Source organism: Leisingera daeponensis DSM 23529 (assembly GCF_000473145.1).
Lineage (GTDB): Bacteria > Pseudomonadota > Alphaproteobacteria > Rhodobacterales > Rhodobacteraceae > Leisingera > Leisingera daeponensis.
Window position 1 is genome coordinate 2661498 of sequence record NZ_KI421500.1, and the last position, 21775, is coordinate 2683272.

20 protein-coding genes and 1 pseudogene are annotated in these 21775 nt (G+C 60.9%); 9 read left to right on the forward strand and 12 right to left on the reverse strand.

Annotation, left to right across the window (positions count from 1 at the left end; translation table 11 throughout):
• Positions 1-174 precede the first annotated feature (174 nt).
• The 4 genes from DAEP_RS22740 to DAEP_RS22745 all read right to left on the reverse strand — a co-directional run bounded on the left by DAEP_RS22740 (position 175) and on the right by DAEP_RS22745 (position 5878).
• Positions 175-1596, reverse strand: coding sequence for a dicarboxylate/amino acid:cation symporter (locus tag DAEP_RS22740; protein WP_208855449.1), 1422 nt, complete (start codon positions 1594-1596; stop codon positions 175-177).
• Positions 1597-2208: 612 nt separating this feature from the next.
• Positions 2209-4398 (reverse strand): xanthine dehydrogenase family protein molybdopterin-binding subunit, encoded by a 2190-nt coding sequence (locus DAEP_RS0113540; protein WP_027245010.1) that lies wholly within the window; start codon positions 4396-4398, stop codon positions 2209-2211.
• Entirely contained in the window at positions 4395-5378 is a 984-nt protein-coding gene (locus DAEP_RS0113545; RefSeq protein WP_027245011.1) for an FAD binding domain-containing protein, read from the reverse strand. The genes DAEP_RS0113540 and DAEP_RS0113545 overlap by 4 nt, the downstream gene beginning before the upstream one ends.
• Entirely contained in the window at positions 5375-5878 is a 504-nt protein-coding gene (locus DAEP_RS22745; RefSeq protein WP_084204432.1) for a 2Fe-2S iron-sulfur cluster-binding protein, read from the reverse strand. The genes DAEP_RS0113545 and DAEP_RS22745 overlap by 4 nt, the downstream gene beginning before the upstream one ends.
• Positions 5879-6061: 183 nt before the next feature.
• Between DAEP_RS22745 and DAEP_RS22750 the strand changes: the two are divergent.
• Positions 6062-6460: pseudogene (locus DAEP_RS22750) on the forward strand (transposase family protein); the annotation flags it as partial.
• Positions 6461-6698: 238 nt separating this feature from the next.
• On the opposite strand, the gene DAEP_RS0113560 reads toward DAEP_RS22750, so the two are convergent.
• The 6 genes from DAEP_RS0113560 to DAEP_RS0113590 all read right to left on the reverse strand — a co-directional run bounded on the left by DAEP_RS0113560 (position 6699) and on the right by DAEP_RS0113590 (position 11073).
• The gene (locus DAEP_RS0113560; protein WP_208855450.1) at positions 6699-7310 is read right to left on the reverse strand and encodes a class I SAM-dependent methyltransferase; all 612 of its coding nucleotides are present in this window, start codon (positions 7308-7310) and stop codon (positions 6699-6701) included.
• Positions 7311-7351: 41 nt separating this feature from the next.
• Positions 7352-8569: a BtaA family protein gene (locus tag DAEP_RS0113565; RefSeq protein WP_027245013.1), complete on the reverse strand. Its 1218-nt coding sequence runs from the start codon at positions 8567-8569 to the stop codon at positions 7352-7354.
• 15 nt (positions 8570-8584) lie between these two features.
• Positions 8585-9388 carry a UDP-2,3-diacylglucosamine diphosphatase gene (locus DAEP_RS0113570; protein WP_027245014.1) on the reverse strand — a complete coding sequence of 268 codons (804 nt, stop codon included), beginning with the start codon at positions 9386-9388 and terminating at the stop codon, positions 8585-8587.
• 94 nt (positions 9389-9482) lie between these two features.
• Entirely contained in the window at positions 9483-9821 is a 339-nt protein-coding gene (locus tag DAEP_RS23355) for an ATP-binding cassette domain-containing protein (protein ID WP_245595093.1), read from the reverse strand.
• 492 nt (positions 9822-10313) lie between these two features.
• Positions 10314-10844 carry an oligopeptide/dipeptide ABC transporter ATP-binding protein gene (locus DAEP_RS22760; protein ID WP_027245017.1) on the reverse strand — a complete coding sequence of 177 codons (531 nt, stop codon included), beginning with the start codon at positions 10842-10844 and terminating at the stop codon, positions 10314-10316.
• A gap of 49 nt (positions 10845-10893) precedes the next feature.
• Complete coding sequence (locus DAEP_RS0113590) at positions 10894-11073, reverse strand: ATP-binding cassette domain-containing protein (protein WP_027245018.1); 180 nt, start codon at positions 11071-11073, stop codon at positions 10894-10896.
• A 47-nt stretch (positions 11074-11120) separates the two neighbouring features.
• On the opposite strand from DAEP_RS0113590, the gene DAEP_RS0113595 reads away from it, so the two are divergent.
• From DAEP_RS0113595 to DAEP_RS0113610, 4 genes are all read left to right on the forward strand, one after another.
• Positions 11121-11531, forward strand: a complete 411-nt coding sequence (locus DAEP_RS0113595; protein WP_245595137.1) for a LysR substrate-binding domain-containing protein — start codon at positions 11121-11123, stop codon at positions 11529-11531.
• A gap of 234 nt (positions 11532-11765) precedes the next feature.
• Positions 11766-12653: a phosphate/phosphite/phosphonate ABC transporter substrate-binding protein gene (locus tag DAEP_RS0113600; protein ID WP_027245020.1), complete on the forward strand. Its 888-nt coding sequence runs from the start codon at positions 11766-11768 to the stop codon at positions 12651-12653.
• Positions 12640-14157: a hybrid sensor histidine kinase/response regulator gene (locus DAEP_RS23365; RefSeq protein ID WP_154665061.1), complete on the forward strand. Its 1518-nt coding sequence runs from the start codon at positions 12640-12642 to the stop codon at positions 14155-14157. The genes DAEP_RS0113600 and DAEP_RS23365 overlap by 14 nt, the downstream gene beginning before the upstream one ends.
• 91 nt (positions 14158-14248) lie before the next feature.
• On the forward strand, positions 14249-14539 hold the full coding sequence (locus DAEP_RS0113610; protein ID WP_084204435.1) for a type 2 periplasmic-binding domain-containing protein: 291 nt from the start codon (positions 14249-14251) through the stop codon (positions 14537-14539).
• Positions 14540-14631: 92 nt separating this feature from the next.
• Here DAEP_RS0113610 and DAEP_RS0113615 read toward each other — a convergent pair.
• Positions 14632-15719, reverse strand: a protein-coding gene (locus tag DAEP_RS0113615; protein ID WP_425411769.1) for an IS3 family transposase whose coding sequence is annotated in 2 segments (ribosomal slippage) — positions 14632-15488 and positions 15488-15719 — 1089 coding nt in all. Because the reading frame shifts where the segments join, the coding sequence is not laid out codon by codon here.
• Positions 15604-16857 (reverse strand): HTH-type transcriptional regulator GntR, encoded by a 1254-nt coding sequence (gene gntR / locus DAEP_RS23625; protein WP_245595095.1) that lies wholly within the window; start codon positions 16855-16857, stop codon positions 15604-15606. Before gntR ends, DAEP_RS0113615 begins: the two co-directional genes overlap by 116 nt.
• A gap of 125 nt (positions 16858-16982) precedes the next feature.
• On the opposite strand from gntR, the gene DAEP_RS0113630 reads away from it, so the two are divergent.
• From DAEP_RS0113630 to DAEP_RS0113645, 4 genes are all read left to right on the forward strand, one after another.
• A complete protein-coding gene (locus tag DAEP_RS0113630) occupies positions 16983-18002 on the forward strand; it encodes a TRAP transporter substrate-binding protein (protein ID WP_027245025.1) in 1020 nt (339 codons plus the stop codon).
• Between the two features lie 74 nt (positions 18003-18076).
• Entirely contained in the window at positions 18077-18637 is a 561-nt protein-coding gene (locus DAEP_RS0113635) for a TRAP transporter small permease subunit (protein ID WP_208855451.1), read from the forward strand.
• A gap of 3 nt (positions 18638-18640) precedes the next feature.
• Complete coding sequence (locus tag DAEP_RS0113640; RefSeq protein WP_027245027.1) at positions 18641-19969, forward strand: TRAP transporter large permease; 1329 nt, start codon at positions 18641-18643, stop codon at positions 19967-19969.
• A complete protein-coding gene (locus tag DAEP_RS0113645; RefSeq protein WP_027245028.1) occupies positions 19970-21766 on the forward strand; it encodes an IlvD/Edd family dehydratase in 1797 nt (598 codons plus the stop codon).
• Positions 21767-21775 lie beyond the last annotated feature (9 nt).

The following is a 21775-nucleotide window of genomic DNA, read 5'->3' on the forward strand; positions in this document are numbered from 1 at the left end:
TCGCACCCGGCCCAAAGTCGCAATCCATCAATTTGTTTCACGCTGCGATGCGGCTTTCGCATTCTTGCCATTCATGCATGTTGCAGCGTTTCCTATGAGCAGATGACGGCAGGGCTGGCTATTGCTGTCACTGGGAGGTACTTCAAAGGCAACTTCAATCCCAAGCCGGCAGGATCAAACCGATGTCATCGCCTCGGGTTGCCCGGCCGCGCGAAACAGCACTGCGGCTACCAGATCGCCAGTGACGTTGATTACCGTCCGACACATATCAAGCAGGCGGTCAACGCCGAGAATGATCACCATCCCTTCGACCGGAATGCCCATGCTCGTGGCGACGCTGATCAGAATAGCGATGCTCACACCTGGCGTGCCAGGAGCGCCGATACTCGACGCGACAAGCGTTCCCACCACCAAACTGATCTGCACTGCCGTCAACTCTAATCCGGCAAGCTGCGCAAGAAACAGAATGGCCACAGCCTGGTAGAGTGCGGTACCCGCCATATTCATCGTTGCCCCCAATGGAATCACCAGATTCGCGATACTGTCGGGAACGCCAAGCTGACGCGATGTCTGGATCGTCACCGGCATGACCGCAGACGAACTGGATGTGGAAAAAGCAAGCAACAGGTTGCTGCCCGCAACCTTGGCGAAACTCAGCGGCGTGACCCGTGCAAAGACCATCGCGATTGCCAGGTAGAGGCACAGCAGCGCGCCGAGGCCCAGAAGCACGGTGCCCACGTAGCCCGAGATGCCAAGCATGGTTTCGAACCCCATTCGCGTCACCAGTTGCGCCATCAGCCCGAAAACCGCGTAAGGTGCCAGAAACATAGCCCATTTCACGATGTTCATGGAGATCGACAACAGCGCATCCATCAGCGCCAGGAACGTGGCGGCTCGGCTGCTCTGTATTTGCGTAACCGAAATGCCGACCAGCAGTGCCAGCACCACAACGGCCAGCATGTCTCCCTGGACGATTGAGGCGGTGGGATTGGATGGGAGGATATCGACGATCAGGTCGGGCAGTGTAGCTCTCTCTTCAGGCGCAGGAATGCCTGGCAGCAGGCCTTCTTGCGGCTGCGAACCGGCTGCAGGCGATTGCAAGGAAAATCCGGCAAGTCCTGTTCCGGGCTTCAGCCATTGGGCAAGCGCCACTCCGATGGCTGCTGCGGCCGTTGTGGTCACCAGAATGAAGGCAGCCAAACGCAGGCCCACGGAGCGCAACTGCTCTCCTGACCCGGCCCCCGCAAGACCGCCAACTATTGACGAAAAAACCAACGGTATGAGAACCATGGCGATCAGCGCCAGAAAAATCTTTCCTGGCAGGGCGAGCCAAAGCCCGATCACCTCGGCCAAATCAGGCGGCACGACCCCAGTCGCCTCGCTTAGCAGCAAGCCCAGGCCAAACCCCAGGATCATGCCGGCCATCACCTGGGCCCATAGCCGAGACGTGATCCACACGCGCAGCTTGAAACGCTGTTGAGCGATCTGCATTGGGGGATCTTGGATTTCGCTTTCCATGATGTTGTCGTTACACAGGCTGACGCTGTGGGTCCACTGTCGTTCATCAAGCCGCAAACTGGGCAGGGTAGTTGTCAATAGACGGCCCAAAGCTGCCATTCATAGCCGACGATCGATCTCAAGCGCCAGCGGACCAGCAGCTATGGGCGTTAGATCAGATAATGCGGACTATTGGATAGAGCGGCAGTCGAAGGGCGATTGCTCGACGCATGACTTTCAATCTGTTCCCGCCATTTGCAGCATTCGACCTTCGTTGAACGCAGTGAGGTAGACACAATGTCCCTCATATAGCTCCGGCGCCAAGGCAGCCGCATGGGGTCGAGCATTCAGGCGAACGGCGCGGCAGCGAGAATATTCTAACTTGGACGATGACATTGCACCATCGTCGGACTTGATGAACGAGGCATCGGCGCTGAAGTTCTCGCCTCCCACATGCCCGCGTCCGGCGACCAGCGCGCGGCTGTCGATGCCGCCTCCACAAGTTAGACTCAATCAGATGGGGCCGTGCCGCGCCCAAACCGCCGGATCTCCAGTCCCGAGAGAGGCGAAGGTTGGCGCCCAGCGGCCACTCCAGGCCCTTGCCGGGATATTTTCAGGCGGTGCTGCCGACGCCGGTGCAAAGCGCCGTTACCGGCTGACTGCCGGCGGCGAGCGCGGAGTGGCCGGGATCGAGCAGACACGTCTCGTCCCTTATGCTGGAAGACCTGCGAGGATGCGGTCGGGCGTCATCGGCAGCTGGTGAAGCCGCGCGCCGCAGGCGTTGTAGACCGCGTTCGCGATAGCGCCCGCGCCGCCGCACATACCGAGTTCGCCGATCCCCTTGGCCTGGATGGCGCTCGCCAGCGGGTCGCGCTCCTCCAGCATGAGCACCTCGACCTCGCGCACGTCGCGGTGGACGGGAACGTGGTACTCGGCGAGGTCGGGGTTCGCGAGATGCCCGTCCCGGGGGTCGAAATGCAGTGCCTCGGTCAGCGCGGTGCCGATGCTCCAGGTGATGCCGCCCAGGCACTGCGAGCGCGCGGTCTTCTCGTTGAGGACGCGCCCGAAGCCGAAGGCGCCGAGCATCCGGTCCACCCGGGCCTCGCCCGTCCAGTGGTTCACCCGAACCTCGGCGAAAAAGGCGCCGAAGCCCGAGGCGGTGAAGTCGTCCTCGTTGTCGCCGGGCTCGTAATGGCCGAGCTCTTCCAGCGTCTCACCGCCCAAGAGGTCGGCTATGCACCGGCCGCCCTCCACGGCGCCGTCCTTCATTACAAGGCCCGCTTCGTCGGTATTGGCACGGCGGGCCAGATCTTCGCGCAACGCCTTGCAGGCAAGGTAGACCGCCGACCCGATGGAGGCCGCGCCCCAGCTGCCGCCCGATCCCGGCCCGCGCGGATGGTCGGTGTCGCCGAGTGCCACCGTGACCCGATCCAGCGGCAGGCCCAGCATCTCGCCCGCGATCTGGGCGCAGATCGTGTAGGTGCCGGTGCCGAGATCGGTCATGTCGGTCTCGACCACCGCCCGGCCCTCGGCGGTCAGCCGCACCCGGGCCTTGGCCTCGCTCGCGTTGTGGACGCGGGCGGCGCTGGCCATGCCGGTGCCGATCCACCAATCCCCCTCGCGGCGCTGCCGGGGCTTGCGGGGGCCGTTGTCCCAGCCAAAGGCCTTGGCCCCCTTCCTCAGGCAGTCGGCAAGGCCGTGCGAGGTGAAGGGCAGATCCGCTTCGGGGTCGCGGTCGGGGATGTTGCGCAGACGGAAGGCGACAGGGTCGATCCCCGCCTTCTCGGCCAGCTCGTCCATCGCCATCTCAAGCGCGGGCATCCCCACGGCCTCTCCCGGAGCGCGGACCGATCCGGCGGTCATCCGGTGAATGCGGACAAGGTCCATCGACAGCGAGCGGTTCGGCGCCGCGTAGAGGAAGTGCGAGGATTGCAGAACCGGTTCGGTGAAGGTCTCTCCCGGCAGGTTCGAGACGCGCGCCTGGTGGCCGAACCCAGTCAGCACGCCGTCCCCGTCGCAGGCGAGGCGCAGCCGTTGCCAGGTTTCGGAGCGGCGCATGACGCACTGAAAGACCTGCTGGCGGGACATCACGACGCGCACCGGCCGGCTCAGCTCGCGCGCGGCGAGGGCGGCGGCGACGACGTCCTCGCTGATCCCGAGCTTCGAGCCGAAACCGCCGCCGACATAGGGGGCAACAAGCCGGATGTTCTCCTCCTCGATGCCCAGCGCGTCCGCCAGCTCGGAGATATTGTAGTTCAGCATCTGCAACGAGGCATGGACGGTCAGCTTGTCCCCTTCCCACGCGGCGATGGCGGCATGGGGTTCCATCGCGGCGGAGGCATGGCCCTCGGTCTCGATGGTGAGGTCCACGCTGTAGGCCGCCGCCTGCATCGCCGCGTCGAGGTCGCCCATGTTGACGGCCTCGTCCTCTTGGGGTTCGGGCGTGGCGGTGGCGGGGTCGAGGGCCGCGCCGGGCTCCTCGTCGTACTCGATGACGAGATGCTTCGCTGCGTCGCGCGCCTGCTCGAAGGTCTCGGCCACGACAAGCGCGACGGGTTGGCCCCAGTAGGAGACGCGCTGCGGCGCCTGCTGGGGCGCTTCCCCGGCTGTTCCCTGGGCGGCGCGTGTGGTCATCCGCGCGTCGTCGATAACGGCAAGCACGCCGGGCATGGCACGCGCCGCCGCGCTGTCGATGGATCTCACGACGCCCTTGGAGATCGTCGCAGTGACGAAAACGCCTTCGGCGGGATCGGCCACATCATATTCGGCGGCATAGGTCGCGGTGCCCGTGACCTTGGCCAGGCCCTCGATCCGGGGGACGGGCCGGCCAAGCAATCCCTGCTTCATGCCATCGAGCGCGGCCCCCTCGACGGGTCCGTCCTGCTTCAGATGCGCGGTCATGTCCGGTCCTCTGTTGCCTCGGTGAGGACGGCGGCCAGGGTCCGCCGCGCGAGAGGTATCTTGAAGTCGCTGCCGCCGCGCGCGTCCGCCCCGTCGAGCAGCACGTGCGCGGCCGTGTCGAAGAGCGCGGGCGTTGGCATCTCTCCGACCAGCAGGTCCGAGAGACGCGGATCGTGCCAGGGCTTGTGCGCGAGCCCGCCGAAGGCGAGATCGGCCCGGGCGATCCGACCGCCCTCCATAGCCACGATGGCGGCAACCGAGACCAGGGCGAAGGCATAGGACGACCGCTCGCGCACCTTGCGGTAGATCTGCCGGCCCGTCACGGGGGGCGGCAGCGTGACGGCGGTGATGATCTCACCGGCCTGCAACACGTTCTCCTGCCAAGGCGTCTCGCCGGGCAGAGTGTGGAAGTCGCGGACCGGGACCGTCCGCTCGCCTGCCGCTCCGCCCTGCAGATGAACCTGTGCATCGAGAGCTGCCATCGCCACGGCCATGTCGCCGGGATAGGTGGCGATGCACTGCTCGCTCGTGCCAAGGATCGCGTGCAGTCGCGCCACTCCGCCGATCGCGCCGCAGCCCGATCCGGGCACGCGCTTGTTGCAGGGCTGGTCGATATTGGTGAAATATGTGCAGCGGGTTCGCTGGCAGAGGTTGCCGCCCGTCGTTGCCTTGTTGCGGAGCTGCTGGGTGGCCCCCGCCAGGATCGCCCGGGCGAGGAGCGGATAATCAGCGCGGACGCGGGCGTGGTTGGCCGTGGCGGTATTTGTGACGAGGGCACCGATGCGCAGGCCCGCCCCGTCTTCCGCGATGGACGCCATGTCGAGCCGGCCGAGATCGACCAGAACCTCGGGTGTTTCGACCTGGAGCTTCATCAGGTCGAGCAAGTTGGTCCTGCCGGCAATGGCCCACGCGCCGGCGGGCGAGATCCGCTCTGCGGCATCCGCAGTGTCGGCGGCCTTGATGTAATCAAATGGTCTCATGCCCCGGCCTCCGCGACCTGGCGGATCGCCGCGAGGATGTTGGCGTAGGCGCCGCAACGGCAGAGGTTGCCGCTCATCCGCTCGCGGATCTCTTCGTCGGAGAGGGAGGGCGCGGTGAGGTCGTCGCTCGCGTCGCTGGGCCATCCGGCCCGGATCTCCTCCAGCAGCGCGGTCGCCGAGCAGATCTGGCCCGGCGTGCAGTAGCCGCACTGAAAACCGTCATGCTCCAGAAAGGCCTTTTGCAGGTCCGAGGGCGCGTCGGGCGTGCCCAGCCCTTCGATCGTCGTCACCTCCTGACCGCTATGCATCACGGCCAGCGTCAGGCAGCTGTTGATCCGGACACCGTCCACCAGCACGGTGCAGGCCCCGCACTGGCCATGATCGCAGCCTTTCTTGGTTCCGGTGAGTCCAACATGCAGTCTGAGGAAATCCAGAAGCGAGACCCGCGCATCGGCGGGCATTGGGAAGACATGTCCGTTGACCTTTATCGTCTCGCTCATCGTGCTCTCCTTGACGGCACTCTTCAATATGGACCGCCGCGCTGGCTGGCCAATGATCCAAACGAAAAAAATCCATGCGAGACGTCCGCAAACCCGTGTCCCGCTCATCGCACAGCATAAGGGCGAGGACCCATCGATTTCCGGATTCCCACGTGATTCACGGCTCGAAAAACGAGCGGTGACATGTCTGATCTTTTCGGGCTGAGCGACACGCAGATGGCGCGTCTTGAACCCTACTGCCCTAAGTCCCACGGCAAGCCACGCGTTGATGACCGACGATGCTCCGGCTGCCGATGGTCCGCACACGACGATGTACAACCTTCGGAGACGGTGCAGCGACGAGGGTATCTTCGCCCGGATGATGGCCGGTCTGGCCGCCGGACGCGGAGAGGAGAAGACTGTGATGACCGACGCGACCTATCTGAAGGCACACCGCACAGCGACCAGTTTGGGCGTCAAAAAGGGCGGCGTAGCCGCCTGATTGGCCGAACCAAGGGCAGCATGAACACCAAGCTGCACGCCATCTGCGACAGCCAAGGACGCCCGCTGAACCTGTTCGTTACGGCCGGGCAAGTCAGCGACTGCATCGAACCAGCATCATGTTGGCAGCCGCCGCGCTGACGACGAACCGAAGCATGCACCCGAAGGACCTCAGTTGAAGGCAGCCAGAAAGCAGAGACAGGTATACCCGATCCACGCGAGCCGCCTTGGCGGATCAATTTGACTGCGCAAAACCGCTTGACTGGGGCGACCCCGTTACCGAAGTCCTGACTCTAGGATGATCTGCATCGTTTGACCTAGTGCGCATTACTTGGCCAACTTAGCCAGGCATACGCACAAGGCTGTATTGCGAATAGCCCCGGTACAGTTGACTGCATTGCGCATGGCCCCCGGATTCCACAGCGACTGTTTCGAGAGCGCTGCAGAGGTCTAGCCGGGGGGTGACATGAAAATTGGCCAGCCAGTGGTTCAGCCCGTTACCGAACCAGCGCGGCCAGCCCGCCTGATCCGAAAAATCCAAAACATGAAGCTGACCGCCGGGAGCCAGATGCGCGCAGGACATGCGCAAGGCGGCCTGCCAGTCCGGGATCATCGAGAGGCCGTAAGAAATGAAAATCCGGTCGAACTTGCTGCGCCGGAAAAGCCGGGCTCCATCAAATCTGCAGGCGTCGGCCTGGGCAAGCTGCACATAGTCTCCGACTTTGTGCCGGGCCGAGGTCAGCATTTCAGTGGAGATATCCAGACCGTAGAACGCGGAGTGCGGATACTTGCGTGATGCCATTTTCAGATTGCGGCCAGTGCCGCAGGCAACTTCAAGTACATGCGAGCCTTCTTTCGGGGCAAGCCCGTCAATCAGCCGGTCACGGCCGAGCAGATAGTACTTGCGGGTCAGGTCATAGATCAGCCGCTGGTGCCGGTAGGTCTGGTCCATCAGGACGGCGTGGGTGCTGGAGGCATTGTCAAGCATCGGTCTTAACCTTGGAAGCGGTAAAGGTGAAAGCCGCCGTAGATGGCGGAGCGGTCTTGCGCGGTGCCGCGGGCAGACATTTCTGCGTCATAGGCCCAGAGGGCCAGAATTTCCGGCCGCACGCGGCCCGGCAGAATATCATCGGTGCCGCCGGTGCGGAAAATCACGCGCGCGCCGGGGGCTGCGGTGCGAGTAATTTCCCGCCACAGCGCATTCAGCTGTTCGTCGTTCATCCAGTCCTGCGCATCCAGCAGCACATAGCCATGCTTCGAGCCGTCCGCCTGATCTGCAAGCAGACCGGTCAGCGAGCGGTTCTCGATCCAGCCCCGGCCTGCATTGTTCCGGAGCGCTGCGAAGTTCCGCTGCTGCAGATAGGGCGGCAGAGAACCGTCAGGTGCCGGGTCGTAGCAACGGGCAAAGGCTTGCCAAGCGAAATAGTTGTTCTGGATGGGGAAATCGCACATCAGCTTGCGAACCCGCTCGCGCAGCACCGGCAGCACCTCCCCATCGCCGTCTGCCGCCAGCTTGTCGTATTGTGCGGGCGGGATGCCCAAGCCGAACAGCGACGCCCGAAAACCTGCCAGTTTCCGCACCAGCCACATGTCGAACAGCGGGGCGATGCGGGTGTCGAAGAATGCAGTTTGCTCTGCCAGGCTGCGGGCTGCCAGCAGTGGTGCGAAATCCACCCGCCCCAGCCGGGCAATCAGATGCACCGCCCCCAGAAACCGGCCCAGCAGGCCGTAGCGGTAGAAACCTTTGCCGAACAGCGAGATCCGGCGGCGGAATGGCTGCCTGCTGTCCCAGAAAGCGCGGGTGCCGCCGTCCAGGCCGGTCCGGACATAACGGTCATACAGTACCGCATTTCCGGCCATGCCTGCATGGCCGAAGAACTGGTAGAAAGCGGCATAGTCCGGCAGGGTTTGCACTGCGGCCAGCTTCAGCCGCCCCAGCGCCACATGGGCAGGCGACAGGTCGACTGCTGTCACTGAGGCCGGGCCCGCGGTCAGGTAGGACAGCACATTGCAGCTGCCCGAGGCGATGCAGACGAGGTTGTCGCCCGGCGCGATTTCCAGCGCCTGCATGTCCACAACAGGGTCTTCCCAGATTTGCGGGTAGACTAGCCCCAGAAACAGACGGGAAAACAGGCGTTCCAGCCGGCCGGTCGCGGCATCGCCTTGCTGCAGAACGGCAGCCTCTAGCTGTGCCTGCGCTGTGCTACTCATCGCTTATTGCCTTCGTCATACGTTTTCGAGTTGTTTCTGGCGGGTACGGGCGCGCCGCGTGCGGACACGGTGGCGGGCCTCGCGGGCGGAACGTTCCCAATCGATCAAGGCGAGCCGGCCGCTCTCCAATTCCACGACCGCTGTGCAGCTCTCCACCCAGTCGCCGGTATTGACATAGGTGATACCGTTCATGTCGCGGACCGCGGCGCTGTGGACATGGCCGCAGATCACGCCGTCATAGCCGCCGCGGCGTGCCTCTGCCGTCAGCACCTTTTCGTATTCGCTGATGAAGTTGACCGCTTGCTTGACCTGCTGCTTGGCCCATTTGGACAGCGACCAGTATTGTCCGCCCCACAGGCTGCGCGCGCGGTTCAGACGGGTGTTGAGCCACAGCATGAAATCATAGGCCCGATCCCCCAGATGGGCGAGCCATTTGGCGTGCATCACGACCGAGTCGAACTGGTCGCCATGAGTTACCAGGTAGCGCTTGCCATCGCTGGCGGTGAAATCGGCCTTGCTCAGCACCTCGATACCGCCGAAATGGGTGCCCAAGTAAGAGCGCAGGAATTCGTCGTGGTTGCCTGGGATCAGATAGATGCTGGCACCGTCGTGCGCCTTAGCCAGCAGCGTTTGAACAACATCGTTATGGGCTTGCGGCCACAGGAAGCCTTTGCGCTTGATCCGCCAGGCATCGATGATGTCGCCAACAAGATAGTAGCTCTCGGCTTCATACGTGTTCAGGAAATCCAGCAGCAGCTCTGCCTGGCAGCCCGGTGTGCCAAGATGAATATCCGACAGAAAGATCGTGCGGTATTTCATTTGGCACACCCCCGCTGAACTGCTTGCTGGACTGCTTAGTGCGTCAAGTTATCAGAACCATGACGCTTGTGAATCGGGGTTTTGACAGTTCTGGTCAGGCAAGCTCCGCCTCTTGGCATTCGCCAGCCTCTTGCAAATGCTCTGCCGGTATGTGGCAATGGATCACATGGCATGCTTCGAGGGCCTGAGGGGGCGGCGCATTGGTTTCGCAAACCGGTCCAATCCGTCTTGTACAGCGCTGCTGGAACGGGCAGCCGGTTGCGGGCGGGCCTTTCTCGCTCATGTCATTGGCCAGCGCTGCGGCCTGCACCGACACATCCAGCGCGCTGGTCGCCTTGTCGCAAAGGGTAACTTCCGGATTGGCGGCAAAGGCGCGGGCAACGCCTACCTGCTGCTTCTCGCCGCCTGACAACTGTCCAGGAAAGCGCGACACGAAGCGCGCGGGCAGGCGCACCGCTTCCAAGACCTCTTCGGCCCGCGCCTGCGCCTCTGCCCCCTTGAGGCCGTTTCAGCGGCGCCATCAGGATCTCACTTATGCTCTGACGCGGGTTGAGTGAGGCGCCGGCGTTCTGGAAGTTCATCTGCACCCTGCGCAGGGTCTCGCGGTTGCGGCCCGAAACCGGCGCGTTCAGACTTTCGCTGCCGTCCAGCGTCACCGCGCCCCTGCGGTTGCCCACCAGTCCGGGAATGACGGACTTGCCGGAGCCGGGTTCACCGGCCAGCCAAAAGGGTTTTGCCCTTTCTCAAAACGAAGCTGGCGCGGTCCACGGTGGGGACAGGACCGGGCGTCCTGAGCCAGCGGTCCAAAAGGCCGGGTTTATGGTAGCTGATGGTGACGTCCTGCAGCTCCAGCGCGCGGGCCTCCTGCACTTGTGGCTGGCGGAGGGTGCTCAGGTGCCGGGGCGCCTGCATATGGGCAGCGCGCCTAACGGCTGCCGCGGCGCTCCAGAGCGGGGATGCCATCCTTGCAGAAAGGCCGGACTTGAGGGCAACGGTCCTCAAAGGCGCAGGCCGTCGGAACTGATCCGGCCGCGGGCGCCACCCCGTGCAACGAGGCAGGAATGCCCGGCTCGCCCAGCCGCGGGATCGAGGCCAGCAGGCCGCGGGTATAGGGATGATTGGGCGTCCGCAGCACGTCGCGCGTCGTGCTTTCCTCGACCAGCATCCCGGCATACATCACTGCCACGCGGCCGACGACGCGGGCGATTACGCCCAGGTCGTAGCTGACATAGATCATCGCCACGCCCAACTCTTTGGCGAGGCTGCGCAGAAACTCCAGGATATGCACCTGGGTGGTTACATCTAGCCCGGTGGTCGGCTCGTCCTGCAGCAGCGCCTCACCGGTCTGCTGGCCAATCTTCAGCGTCGGCGTCAGCGCCTGGTCCGCGCTCTGCGGGATCAGCGCAATCGACGCCCCCCGCAACCGCGCCCGCTGCTTCTCCGGCAGGGCAAACATGTCGTGGCCGTTAAAGACCGCCCGACCGCGGAACACCGACAGGCCGGGTTCAAATAGCCATCAACGCCAGCGCCACGGTGGACTTGCCAGAGCCGCTCTCGCCGAGGCTGCCGAGCGTCTCGCCCGGCGCCAACTCCAGCGACAGCCTGTGCAGGATCGGCGCCCGGCACCCGTCCCTGGCAGTGAAACCCAGGCTCAGGTCTTCGATCTTGATCAATGGTTCGGTCATGACATTCCCCTTACGGGTCGGGAGATGCCGCGAGCTTCGTGCCCTTGGTGCAGGAAACTGTGGCGGCAGTTTGCACCCCGGCCTATCTGGAACAGCATGGCTGCAAATGGGGGCAGTGTGTGCTGATTGAATGTTCCGGCCCGCGTATGGCCTGGCCCCAGCGGTGTGCAGCAACAGGAATATCCGGCCCGCTCGACGGAAGGGTTGTCGAGGTCAACTCCCTGGCTGCCGCGATACGGCTGGCCCGCGCCGGGGCCGGAGTTTCGCTTGCGGCCAAACCATTCATCTCAGAGTACTTGCAGAAGGGTGCATTGGTCGAGGCTTTCCCGGGAAAATACTTGCTGGGAAAGATGCACGGCTCTGCCGCCCAGCTGCAAAAGAATACCCGGCCCATAGCCAAGCGAGTGGCCCGCTGGCTGCTGGAGCGGTCAGGGCACAGTATTCCCAACTACCTCTGACGGCCCCGCCCTGACGGGAAGACGTTGTTCTCCGGCCAGCGTTGCTGGAAAAATCCCCCAGTGAGAAAAAATTAAGGAATGCTTTGCCTGTGCAAAGTAACCTCCGTGCTTGGGTTTTCCCGTGAGACAAATTGAGAATTTTATTCTTTGCCTTCCCGGCTGCGCAGCATGCGATATTAAGTTCCTTGCACCGCACTGTCTGCAGAAAAAGAGAGGAATAGCCTCGTGAACCTCATGAATGCAGTCCCTTTAGCCTGCCTTTGCCTCAGCCTGCTGTTCGGTCATTCCGCCGGTGCCCGCAGCCTCGTCATCGGCACAATCAGCGACGAGACGGTCAAGGAAACCCGCATTTTTTTGCCCTTTGCCGAATATGTGGCAGCGCAACTTCAGGATGAAGGGGTTACGGCGGGAGAGGTCAGGATTGCCCGGAACATTGCCCATATGGCGGAACTGCTGAGCAATCGTGAGGTTGATATCTTTGTTGACAGCCCGCTTGTCTCTCTCGCGGTCAGGGCAAAATGCGGCAGCCGTTTGGTGGCGCGCAGATGGAAAAAGGGTGTCGCCGAATACCGGTCTGTCGTCTTTGTCCGCCGGGACAGCGGCATCCAGTCGCTGGAAGATCTCAAGGGGAGGGTCATCGCCTTTGAAGAGGCCTTCTCTTCCAGCGGTTACATCCTGCCGCGGCACACGATTGCAACGCAAGGTGTTCAGCTCACCGCGATGAGCGGCCCAAGGGCGGCGCGACCCGCCGAGGCCACGGGCTATGTGTTTTCCGGGGATGATGAAAACACCATCGAATGGGTGCTGCGCGGGCTGGTTGATGCCGGCGCCATGTCGCTAAACGGGCTGAAAAAACGTGCCGGAGATGATTTCGGCAGCCTTGACGTGCTTGTCCAGACGGAGAGTATCCCGCGGCATGTGGTCAGTTTGTCTCATGGGGCATCCACTGAGTTCACCGCGGCTGTGCAGGCAGTGCTTATCAGCATGGATCAAAATGATGAAGGCCGCGGGATTCTGGAAAATTTTGAAAGAACCACAAAATTCGATGCCATACCGGATCAAACGCTGGACATGCTGGAAGAATTTGAGAAGCCGGTAACAGCCCTGATTGGCGGTAATTGAGTTTCGCATGTCGGGCCTCAGGACAAAACTGGTGGTCTACACGGTTCTGATCGTCTTTGCGGTTGCAGGGGCGGTTTCGGCCATTTCGATAACCTTGGCCCACCAAGCATCAGTTGCTGCGTTCGAACGCCATGCAACGGTGCTGGCAAAGACCCTGGGCGAGGCTGTTCTGGAACCGTTGTATGAGCTGAATGTCAAACTGATGCGCCAGCAAGTGAGCTCGGTCCTGGCCGACGAAATTGCCTTGCGGGTGATGATCCTGGATGCGGGCACGCGTGTTCTGACCGATGGGACCGATGAAAACCCGCTGCGGGGAAGGGAGTTCAACGAACCCTATCTGCGGCAGGCCAGGGAACGCGCTGAATGGGTCACGTGGCTGCAGGACGGCGTCATCCGGGTTGCCGGCCCGGTGCAGGCAACTGCGGACCGGCGGCTGGGGTATGTGGTTCTGGAATTTTCGACCGCGCGGCTTGACGCCGAATGGATGAAGCATATCCGGTTGACCCTGTTCCTGGCCGGTGTTTGTGCCGGTCTTGCCTCAATTGCCGCTGTCATCATGGCCAACCAGATAACCCGGCCGATCAAGAAACTGACGGACTTTGCCACCAGTATCCGCCTGGGCAGTGCCAAGCGGGAAGTCCCTGAGTGCGGATACGGTGAAGTCGGCCGCCTGGCAGATGCTTTCGCCGAGGTGTTGAATCACCTAGACCGCAGCAATACTGAACTGAAGGCGCTTGCGAACTCGCTGGAGCATAAGGTGAAGGAAAGGACACGGGCTGCTGAGGCGGGGAGCAAGGCAAAGTCCGAGTTTCTGGCGACAATGAGCCATGAAATCAGGACCCCGATGAACGCGGTGCTGGGCATGGCCGCGCTGCTGGAGGAAACCAACCTGGACGAGGAGCAGGCGCTGTATGCCAGGACGATCTCTGAATCCGGCGAAGCGCTGCTGGACATCATCAACGGGATACTCGATTTCTCCAAGGTAGAGGCCGGGAAGCTGGAGTTGCGGACTGCGCCGCTTGACCTGGAGGAGCTTCTGAGCGGGGTGGTCCGTATGCTGGCCCCCAATCCGGCGGAAAGCCCGGTGACGCTGCGGCTGGAATACGATCCCGGGGCGCCGAAGGCTATTCAGGGGGATGAAGGACGGATCCGGCAGATCATTGTAAACCTTGTCGGCAATGCACTGAAATTCACCGAGGCTGGATCGGTAACGGTCAAAGTCACCGGCCGGGCTGCTGGCGGTATGGCGAAGCTGCGGATCGCCGTGAAAGACACCGGGGTGGGCATTCCTGAAGACAGTCTCGAGAAGATCTTCACTGCGTTTTCTCAAGTTAACAGTTCCACTTCCCGGGATTTCGGCGGAACCGGGCTGGGTCTGGCGATCGCTTCCCGTCTCGCGCATCTGATGGGGGGCGGTATTGAGGTGGTGTCCGTGCTCGGGAAAGGGTCCACGTTCACCTTCACATGCGCCCTTGCAACCGCTGAAAATCTGGTGACGGGGTAACTGCGGTGTGCAAAGCCGAGGCCTTGGCCTAGCAGGGGCCGGGGGAATCCAAAAGCTGACCTGAACGGCCAGCCCGGCCGCTAAAGGTCGCGTGCCACTTGGATTGCGTTTGCCTTTGTTGCTCGGAAGGCCATGCGGCAAGATCATCCTCAACCCGGCGCTTGCAACTCTTCTGCCCGAGCATCCGGATATCTGCGTTGAAATCATTATCGACTATGGGCTCACCGATACCGTGGCCGAACGGTTCGATGCGGGCGTCCGCTTGGGAGAGAGCGTTGAGAAGGACATGACTTCTGTCCGCATCAGCCCGGATATCCCCATGGCGATTGTAGGTGCGCCGGGATGCTTTGCGTCGAACCTGTCAACCGGCGTTCAAATTTGACCCCCTATCAGCATGCAATAGTCACCCCCCTGAAGTGGTCCCAGTATTTCGGACAGTTTTGCAGCTTCGCTAAGGTGTATAGGTTTTAGGTTTCACGCTGCTCTTTGCTCTTGCGAGCCGGACCAATATGCTTCGTCCGGCGTTTGCCGATCAAGCGCGGAATGGGGTCGCTCGGCGTTGTAAAATGCCATCCAATTCTTAACGACACGTCTGGCCTGGAAGCCGTCGCTGATCTCCTCGAGATAGATCGCCTCCTGCTTCAATGACCGCCACAACCGTTCGATGAAGATGTTGTCGAGATAGCGGCCTCGACCGTCCATCGAGATGCGCGCACCCGCCTCGGTCAGCGTCGTGATCCAGGCCGAACCGGTGAACTGACTGCCTTGATCCGTATTCATGATCTCGGGCGGTCCGTGTTTGGCGATGGCCTCGTTCAGGGCATCGACGCAGAAGCCGGCGTGCATCGTGTTCGAGAGCCGCCAGCTCAGAACCTTACGCGACGCCCAATCCATGATCGCCACCAGATACAGGAAGCCGTTGCGCACTGGCACAAAGGTGATGTCGGCGCACCAGACCTGGTTCGACCGGTCGATCTGAATCTTTCTCAGCAGATACGGATAGACCGGATGCTGGGGATGCGGCTGGCTGGTTCCGGGACGTTTGCAGATCGCTTCCAGGCCCATCTTGGCCATCAGCCGCCTGACGCGGTGCCGCCCGACGACCGTGCCTTCTCTTCGCAGATAGGCCGCGATCTGGCGCGACCCGAAGAACGGGTATCTGGTGAACACCCGATCGATCTCTTTCATCATCGCCAGAGTGTCAGCATCGATGCCGACAGGCGTGTAATAGAACGCAGACCGGCTGAGCCGGACCAGCTTGCATTGCTGGCTGATGCTCAGTTCAGGGTGATCCCGTTTGATCATCGCGCGTTTCTTCTCCGGGCTCACCGCTTCAGCCCTTCGGACAAAAAATCGTTCTCGACGGCCAGCCTCCCGATCTTGGCATGGAGTTCCTTGATCTCCACCTCGGTCGGCCCCTCTGGCTTGCCGCCACGGGCAAACACATCAGCCATCCCCTCGACCGCTTGGCGTTTCCACGTGCTGACCTGGTTCGGATGTACCTGGTGCTTCGCCGCGATCTCCTGGATCGTCTTGTCGCCACGCAGCGCTTCCAGCGCCACCTTCGCCTTGAACTGGTCCGTAAACTTCCGGCGTTTCGTCATTCTCGTATCCCTTCAAAGGTTTGGGATACACCTTAGCCCGTTGTCCAGTTTTCTGGGAACACTTCACCGCGTTCCGCGCGCTCGAATCACGCATGACGACCGTGAAGCCAAGGTCAATTCGTGTCGGATCTCTGGCTTTGTCTGAGGAAAGAGCGTCTACGATGGTGCTGATAGCTAGGCGTCCGATCTCATAGCGAGGTGTCGCGATCGACGTCAGCCTGGGGTTCATCTGTTTGCTCATTTCAAGGTCATTGAAGCCGCAGATACCGAATTCTTCCGTTATCTTGATCCCGCGTCTCTGGGCTTCCAGAAGCGCGCCGATTGCCAGGTCGTCATTGTTGCAGAAGATCGCGTCAGAATCCGGGGCGCGCACGAGAAGCTCGCGCAACAACTCTGCCCCTAGGGTCACTGATGACGCGGTGGAGGTAACAATCACCCGCTTCGATCGTTGCGAATCGTCTGTGTCATTCAGTGCGTCATTGAACCCGGCCAAGCGCCGTTGCGTTCGCGGATCCATCCGTGCGCCAAGAAAACCGATCCTCCGATAACCCCGGTCTCTCAGATGACGCGCCGCTGCAGCACCCGCTTCGTAGTGCGAAAAACCGATCATATTTCCTTCTGCGGAAGCGTCATAATCCATGATCTGGATGACCGGGCAGTCGGCTTCTCGCAGCATGCTCTTCGAGATCTCGGTCTGGTCCAGACCCGCCACGATAAGCCCGGCAGGTTTCTGGCGAAGGAACTTCCCGATGAGCATCTCTTCGGTGAGGGGGCGATACCGGAAGTTACCGATTTGTATAGAGAAGGGGTGGCTCTCTGCTTCGTCGTATATGCCGCGGAGAACTTCAGAGAATACGCTGTTTGTAAGGGACGGGATCAACAATCCGATTACATCGGTACGAATTGAAGCAAGCGCTGAAGCGGCCGCATCGGGGACGTAACCCAGCTTTTTAACGGCTGCTTCTACCTTCATCCTCGACCTCTCGGAAACGACGTGAGGTGTGCGAATGACGCGCGATACGGTGATCGCGCTAACACCAGCTTCCCGGGCGACATCCACGAGCGTAACGCTATTTTTTTTCTCTGCTTTCCTCATGACTTGGGAATGTAGCAGAATAGTTCTTACATGCAACAATTGACAAATGGTTGCGCAACCATTAGCAAAATGATTGCGCAACCATTTTGCGGCCGTCAGCCGCTGGTGCAAATCTGGGAGGAACCATGCGTAGATTTATTTCTCAACTCACTGCGACCGCGGTGTTCGGCGCGGCTCTGGCAGGAAGTGCCGCAGCCCAAGAGTACAGCTTCCGCTTTCAGTCCTCGGACCCGGCAGGCAACGCGAACTTCATCCTGCAACAGTCCTGGGCAGAGGATGTTCGCGAAAGAACCGGCGGCAAGGTCGCGATCGAGCTCCTTCCGGTCAACACCATCGTCGCTCATACAGAGACGCAGGACGCGGTTGCCGCAGGCATCATCGACGGCCATTTCACCGATACATCCTACTTCGCGGGGAAAGAACCTGCCTTTGGACTCATCGCCAATCCTGTCGGTGCATGGTCTGACCCCCAACAGATGTTCGACTTCATGGAGAACGGAGGCGGCAAGGAGCTGATGAATTCGCTCGTCGAACCTTATGGGCTTCACTTCATCGGTGCCACAACACCTGGGCTTGAGGCGTTCGTATCCAAGGTGCCGCTGGATGGTGTGGATGACCTTAAGGGCATCAAAATGCGCGCGCCGGAGGGTATGGTGCAGCGTGTCTTCGCGGCTGCCGGCGCTGTGCCTGTCAACCTGCCCGGCAGCGAGGTGTTCACCTCACTGGACAAGGGCGTGATTGACGCCGCCGATTACACCGTGTTCTCGACCAACCACGAGCAGGGAATGCATGACATCGCCAAGCACCCGGTCTACCCGGGCTTCCACTCGATGCCGCTTGTCGAAGTCAGCATGAACAAAGCGAAGTGGGGATCTCTTCCTGCCGACATTCAGGCCACACTGGAGCAGAGCGTATCCGATTTTGCCCGCCGGCAGGTAAGCACCCTTGCTGAGCGCGACGCGGTCGCGGTTGCAGCGGCTGCTGCGGACGGGGTCACGGTTCATGATTGGTCGGCTGAAGAGCGTGCCCGTTTCCGGGCAATTGCAAAAGGCGAGTGGGAAGCCGCCGCCGGTGCCTCCGATGCATCCGCGCGGGTGTATAGCACGCTGACCAAATACCTCAGCGACAACGGCTTGCTGGAATAACGGCGATCACCGAGAGCAACGTCCTCGATGAGTTCGTCGGGGACGTTTTTTTTCTGACTTGGGGGAGGATGACGATGGCCAGTGATAGCCATGATTTCACGAACGAGCGGGCGGGCCCAATGAGCGCGCCGCCTGAAGCCGGTACCTTGGGGAAAATCATCGACCGCTTGGGGATCGTGTTCGGAATAGCGATTCTGTCATCCGCAGCCATTCTCAACGTAGAAGTTGTACTTCGCTACGTCTTCAATAGCGCGACGATCTGGGCGCATGAGACCGTCATTTTCCTGACCGCAAGCTCGTTTGTCTTCGGTGGGCTGTATGTCGCCGCACGAAACGCACATATCAGGGTGGTGTTGGTCTATGACCTGTTGAACATCAAGATGCGCCGCCTCTTTGATGTCGTCATCTCGGTCATATGCAGTTTCTCCTGCGCGTTCTTCGCCTGGGCGTCCTGGCAAAGCGTATCCCGTGCCGTCTGGACCCCAGAAGGACACATCAGGATCGAAACAACGGGCAGTGCTTGGGATCCGCCGACCGCCGGGTTGATCAAGATCTTTCTCTTCATCGTGCTGATACTGCTTTGCGTGCAATTCGCGGTGCTGGCTTTCAACTACTTCAGAAAGCGGGGTGGCTGAGCCATGGATCTCCTTTCACTGATCACTGACTTCAAAACCATGGGTATCGAGTGGGCGACATTCGCGATGTTCATCATGCTGCTCGGGCTTTTGTTGACCGGGATGCCGCTTGCTTTCGTGACACTGCTTGTCGCTTTGATCTTTGCCTTGGGCTGGTTCGGCCCGATGGCGGTTCCACTGATCACATCGCGGATCTTCAGTTTCGTAAACAGCTTCGTTTTCGTCTCTGTCCCGATGTTCGTGCTTATGGCGTCGATATTGGATCGCTCGGGTATCGCTAAAGATCTTTTTGATGCGATGCGGGTTGTAGGAGGGCGGCTACGCGGCGGCGTGGCTATTCAAACCCTTCTTGTGGCCGTCGTCCTGGCCGCGATGTCCGGGATCATCGGCGGAGAAGTCGTTCTGTTGGGTCTGCTGGCTTTGCCGCAGATGCTGCGGCTGGGATATGATCGACGGCTTGCAATTGGTGTATGCTGCGCAGGGGGCGCGCTGGGGACCATGATCCCGCCGTCGATCGTTCTGATCATCTATGGCCTCACGGCGAGCGTCTCCATCGGCGATCTTTTCACGGCATCGTTCCTGCCGGGCCTGATGCTGGCCTCGTTCTATATCGCCTATGTCCTGATCCGGGCATATCTAAACCCTGATATCGCACCGATCCCGGAACCGGATGAAATCCCGACGAAAGAGAAGTTGCGTCTACTCAAGGGCCTTATCTTGCCGATCTTCGTGGTGTTCATGGTCCTGGGGTCGATCTATGGCGGGATTGCATCAGTTACAGAAGCCTCGGCAATGGGCGTTCTCGGGGTCGCGTTGTCCGCTGTCATTCGAGGGGAATTTACCTGGGAACTTCTGAAAGAGGCTTCACTCCAGACTCTTTCGACCGTCGGCATGATCGTCTGGATAGGTATCGGCGCAACCGCTCTGGTCGGTGTGTTCAACCTGATGGGGGGCATCAACTTTGTGTCCGGGCTGATCATCGGAGTTTCAGAGAACCCGACAGTCATCGTCCTTGTCATGATGCTGATCCTCTTCGTGCTGGGAATGTTTCTCGATTGGGTCGGGATCGCATTGCTGACGATGCCGATCTTTGTCCCGATTATTCGCGAACTTGGCCTTGATCCCGTCTGGTTCGGAGTTGTGTTTGCAATGAACATGCAGGTCAGTTTCCTGTCGCCACCCTTTGGCCCGGCAGCCTTCTATCTGAAGTCGGTCGCGCCCGAGGGGATCTCGCTTGGTGAAATCTTCCGGTCCTTGTTGCCTTTCATTGCCATGCAGGTCCTGGCGCTGGCGATCCTGATTGCTTTCCCTGGTGTCACCGGGAGGTGGTAAATGACAGACGTTCAAAAGAAAAAACTGCGGTCGCAGGACTGGTTCAACAATCTCGAAGATCCCGAGATGACGGCGCTCTATCTGGAACGCTATCTGAACTATGGATTGACCATAGAAGAACTGACCTCGGGGCGTCCGATCATCGCAATCGCACAGACCGGTAGCGATCTTTCTCCGTGCAACCGGCATCACGTGACGCTTGCTCAGCGCACACGCGAGGCGATCCGAACTGCCGGAGGTATCGCACTGGAGATCCCGGTGCATCCCATCCAGGAGACCGGCAAACGACCGACCGCAATGCTGGATCGCAACCTTGCCTACCTGAGCTTGGTCGAGACGCTTTTCGGGTATCCGATTGACGGTGTCGTTCTGACCATCGGATGCGACAAGACCACGCCGGCCCTGCTCATGGCGGCGGCGACCGTCAACATTCCCGCGATCGCATTGTCGGTCGGGCCAATGCTGAACGGATGGCACGAAGGCGAACGAGCCGGATCCGGCACCGCCATCTGGATGGCCCGGCAAAAGTTCGCTGCGGGTGAAATCGATGCGAAGGGGTTCCTGGAGATTGCAGCGGCGTCCGCCCCGTCCGTGGGATATTGTAACACGATGGGAACCGCATCCACCATGAACTCCCTCGCGGAAGTTCTGGGAATGCAGTTGCCCGGTGCCGCCGCCATTCCGGCACCCTACCGGGAACGAGGGCAGATGGCATATGCAACCGGCTTGCGGATCGTGGAAATGGTTCACGAAGACTTGCGGCCCAGTGACATCATGACCCGCGAGGCCCTTGAAAACGCGATTGTTCTTGGTTCTGCAATTGGTGGATCGACCAACGCACCTATCCACTTGAACGCCATTGCCCGCCACCTGGGGATTCATCTGACGAACGACGACTGGGAGCGCCTTGGTTTCGACGTTCCCCTGCTCGTCAACATGCAGCCCGCAGGCGCCTACCTTGGTGAAGATTTCTATCGTGCTGGCGGCGTTCCCGCTGTGGTTTCGGAGCTTCTGGAAGCGGAGCTGATACCCCACCCAATGGCCAAGGGTGCCAATGGAAAGACGTTGGCAGAAAACTATGCGGGGATCAAAGCAACCAATAGCGACGTCATCAGGCCCATCGATCGCTCTTTGATGCGAAACGCCGGTTTCCTGAATCTGAAGGGGAACCTGTTTGACAGCGCATTGATGAAAACCTCTGTCATCGACGCTGCGTTCCGCGAAAGGTATTTGTCCAACCCGGAGGATCCTGAAGCCTTCGAGGGGCGTGCAATCGTTTTCGACGGTCCAGAGGAGTTTCACGCCAAGATTGACGACCCCGCGCTCAAGCTCGATGCGAACTGCATTCTCGTGATGCGTGGAGCTGGGCCAAAGGGATATCCCGGCGGTGCAGAGGTCGTGAACATGCGCCCGCCCAGCTATCTGATCAAGCAAGGTGTACCGGCGCTCCCGTGCATCGGGGATGGTCGTCAATCGGGAACCTCCGGATCGGCTTCGATCCTGAACGCATCGCCCGAGGCGGCGGATGGTGGGGGGCTTGCGCTGATTCAGACAGGTGACCGCATTCGGGTCGATCTGGGCAAACGATCCGTCAATGTGCTCCTCTCAGACGAAGAAATGGCGCGCCGCCGCGAAAGACTGCAGGCCGCGGGCGGCTTTCCCGTCCCGCAAAGCCAGTCGCCATGGCAAGACATCTTCCGGCAATCCGTCACACAGTTTTCGGAGGGTATGGTGCTGAAAGAGGCCACTGAGCACCAGGATATCGCCCGCAAACACACCTTGCGCAACAATCATTGAGTACGAGAA

Excerpts from the sequence above, each read along its gene's own strand:
- DAEP_RS0113540 (WP_027245010.1), bottom strand. The coding sequence starts at position 4,398 with ATGACCGCGCATCTGAAGCAGGACGGACCCGTCGAGGGGGCCGCGCTC.
- DAEP_RS0113545 (WP_027245011.1), bottom strand. The coding sequence starts at position 5,378 with ATGAGACCATTTGATTACATCAAGGCCGCCGACACTGCGGATGCCGCA.
- DAEP_RS22745 (WP_084204432.1), bottom strand. The coding sequence starts at position 5,878 with ATGAGCGAGACGATAAAGGTCAACGGACATGTCTTCCCAATGCCCGCC.
- DAEP_RS0113560 (WP_208855450.1), bottom strand. The coding sequence starts at position 7,310 with ATGGACCAGACCTACCGGCACCAGCGGCTGATCTATGACCTGACCCGC.
- DAEP_RS0113565 (WP_027245013.1), bottom strand. The coding sequence starts at position 8,569 with ATGAGTAGCACAGCGCAGGCACAGCTAGAGGCTGCCGTTCTGCAGCAA.
- DAEP_RS0113570 (WP_027245014.1), bottom strand. The coding sequence starts at position 9,388 with ATGAAATACCGCACGATCTTTCTGTCGGATATTCATCTTGGCACACCG.
- DAEP_RS22760 (WP_027245017.1), bottom strand. The coding sequence starts at position 10,844 with ATGTTTGCCCTGCCGGAGAAGCAGCGGGCGCGGTTGCGGGGGGCGTCG.
- DAEP_RS0113590 (WP_027245018.1), bottom strand. The coding sequence starts at position 11,073 with ATGACCGAACCATTGATCAAGATCGAAGACCTGAGCCTGGGTTTCACT.
- DAEP_RS0113600 (WP_027245020.1), top strand. The coding sequence starts at position 11,766 with ATGAATGCAGTCCCTTTAGCCTGCCTTTGCCTCAGCCTGCTGTTCGGT.
- gntR (WP_245595095.1), bottom strand. The coding sequence starts at position 16,857 with ATGAGGAAAGCAGAGAAAAAAAATAGCGTTACGCTCGTGGATGTCGCC.
- DAEP_RS0113630 (WP_027245025.1), top strand. The coding sequence starts at position 16,983 with ATGCGTAGATTTATTTCTCAACTCACTGCGACCGCGGTGTTCGGCGCG.
- DAEP_RS0113635 (WP_208855451.1), top strand. The coding sequence starts at position 18,077 with ATGGCCAGTGATAGCCATGATTTCACGAACGAGCGGGCGGGCCCAATG.
- DAEP_RS0113640 (WP_027245027.1), top strand. The coding sequence starts at position 18,641 with ATGGATCTCCTTTCACTGATCACTGACTTCAAAACCATGGGTATCGAG.
- DAEP_RS0113645 (WP_027245028.1), top strand. The coding sequence starts at position 19,970 with ATGACAGACGTTCAAAAGAAAAAACTGCGGTCGCAGGACTGGTTCAAC.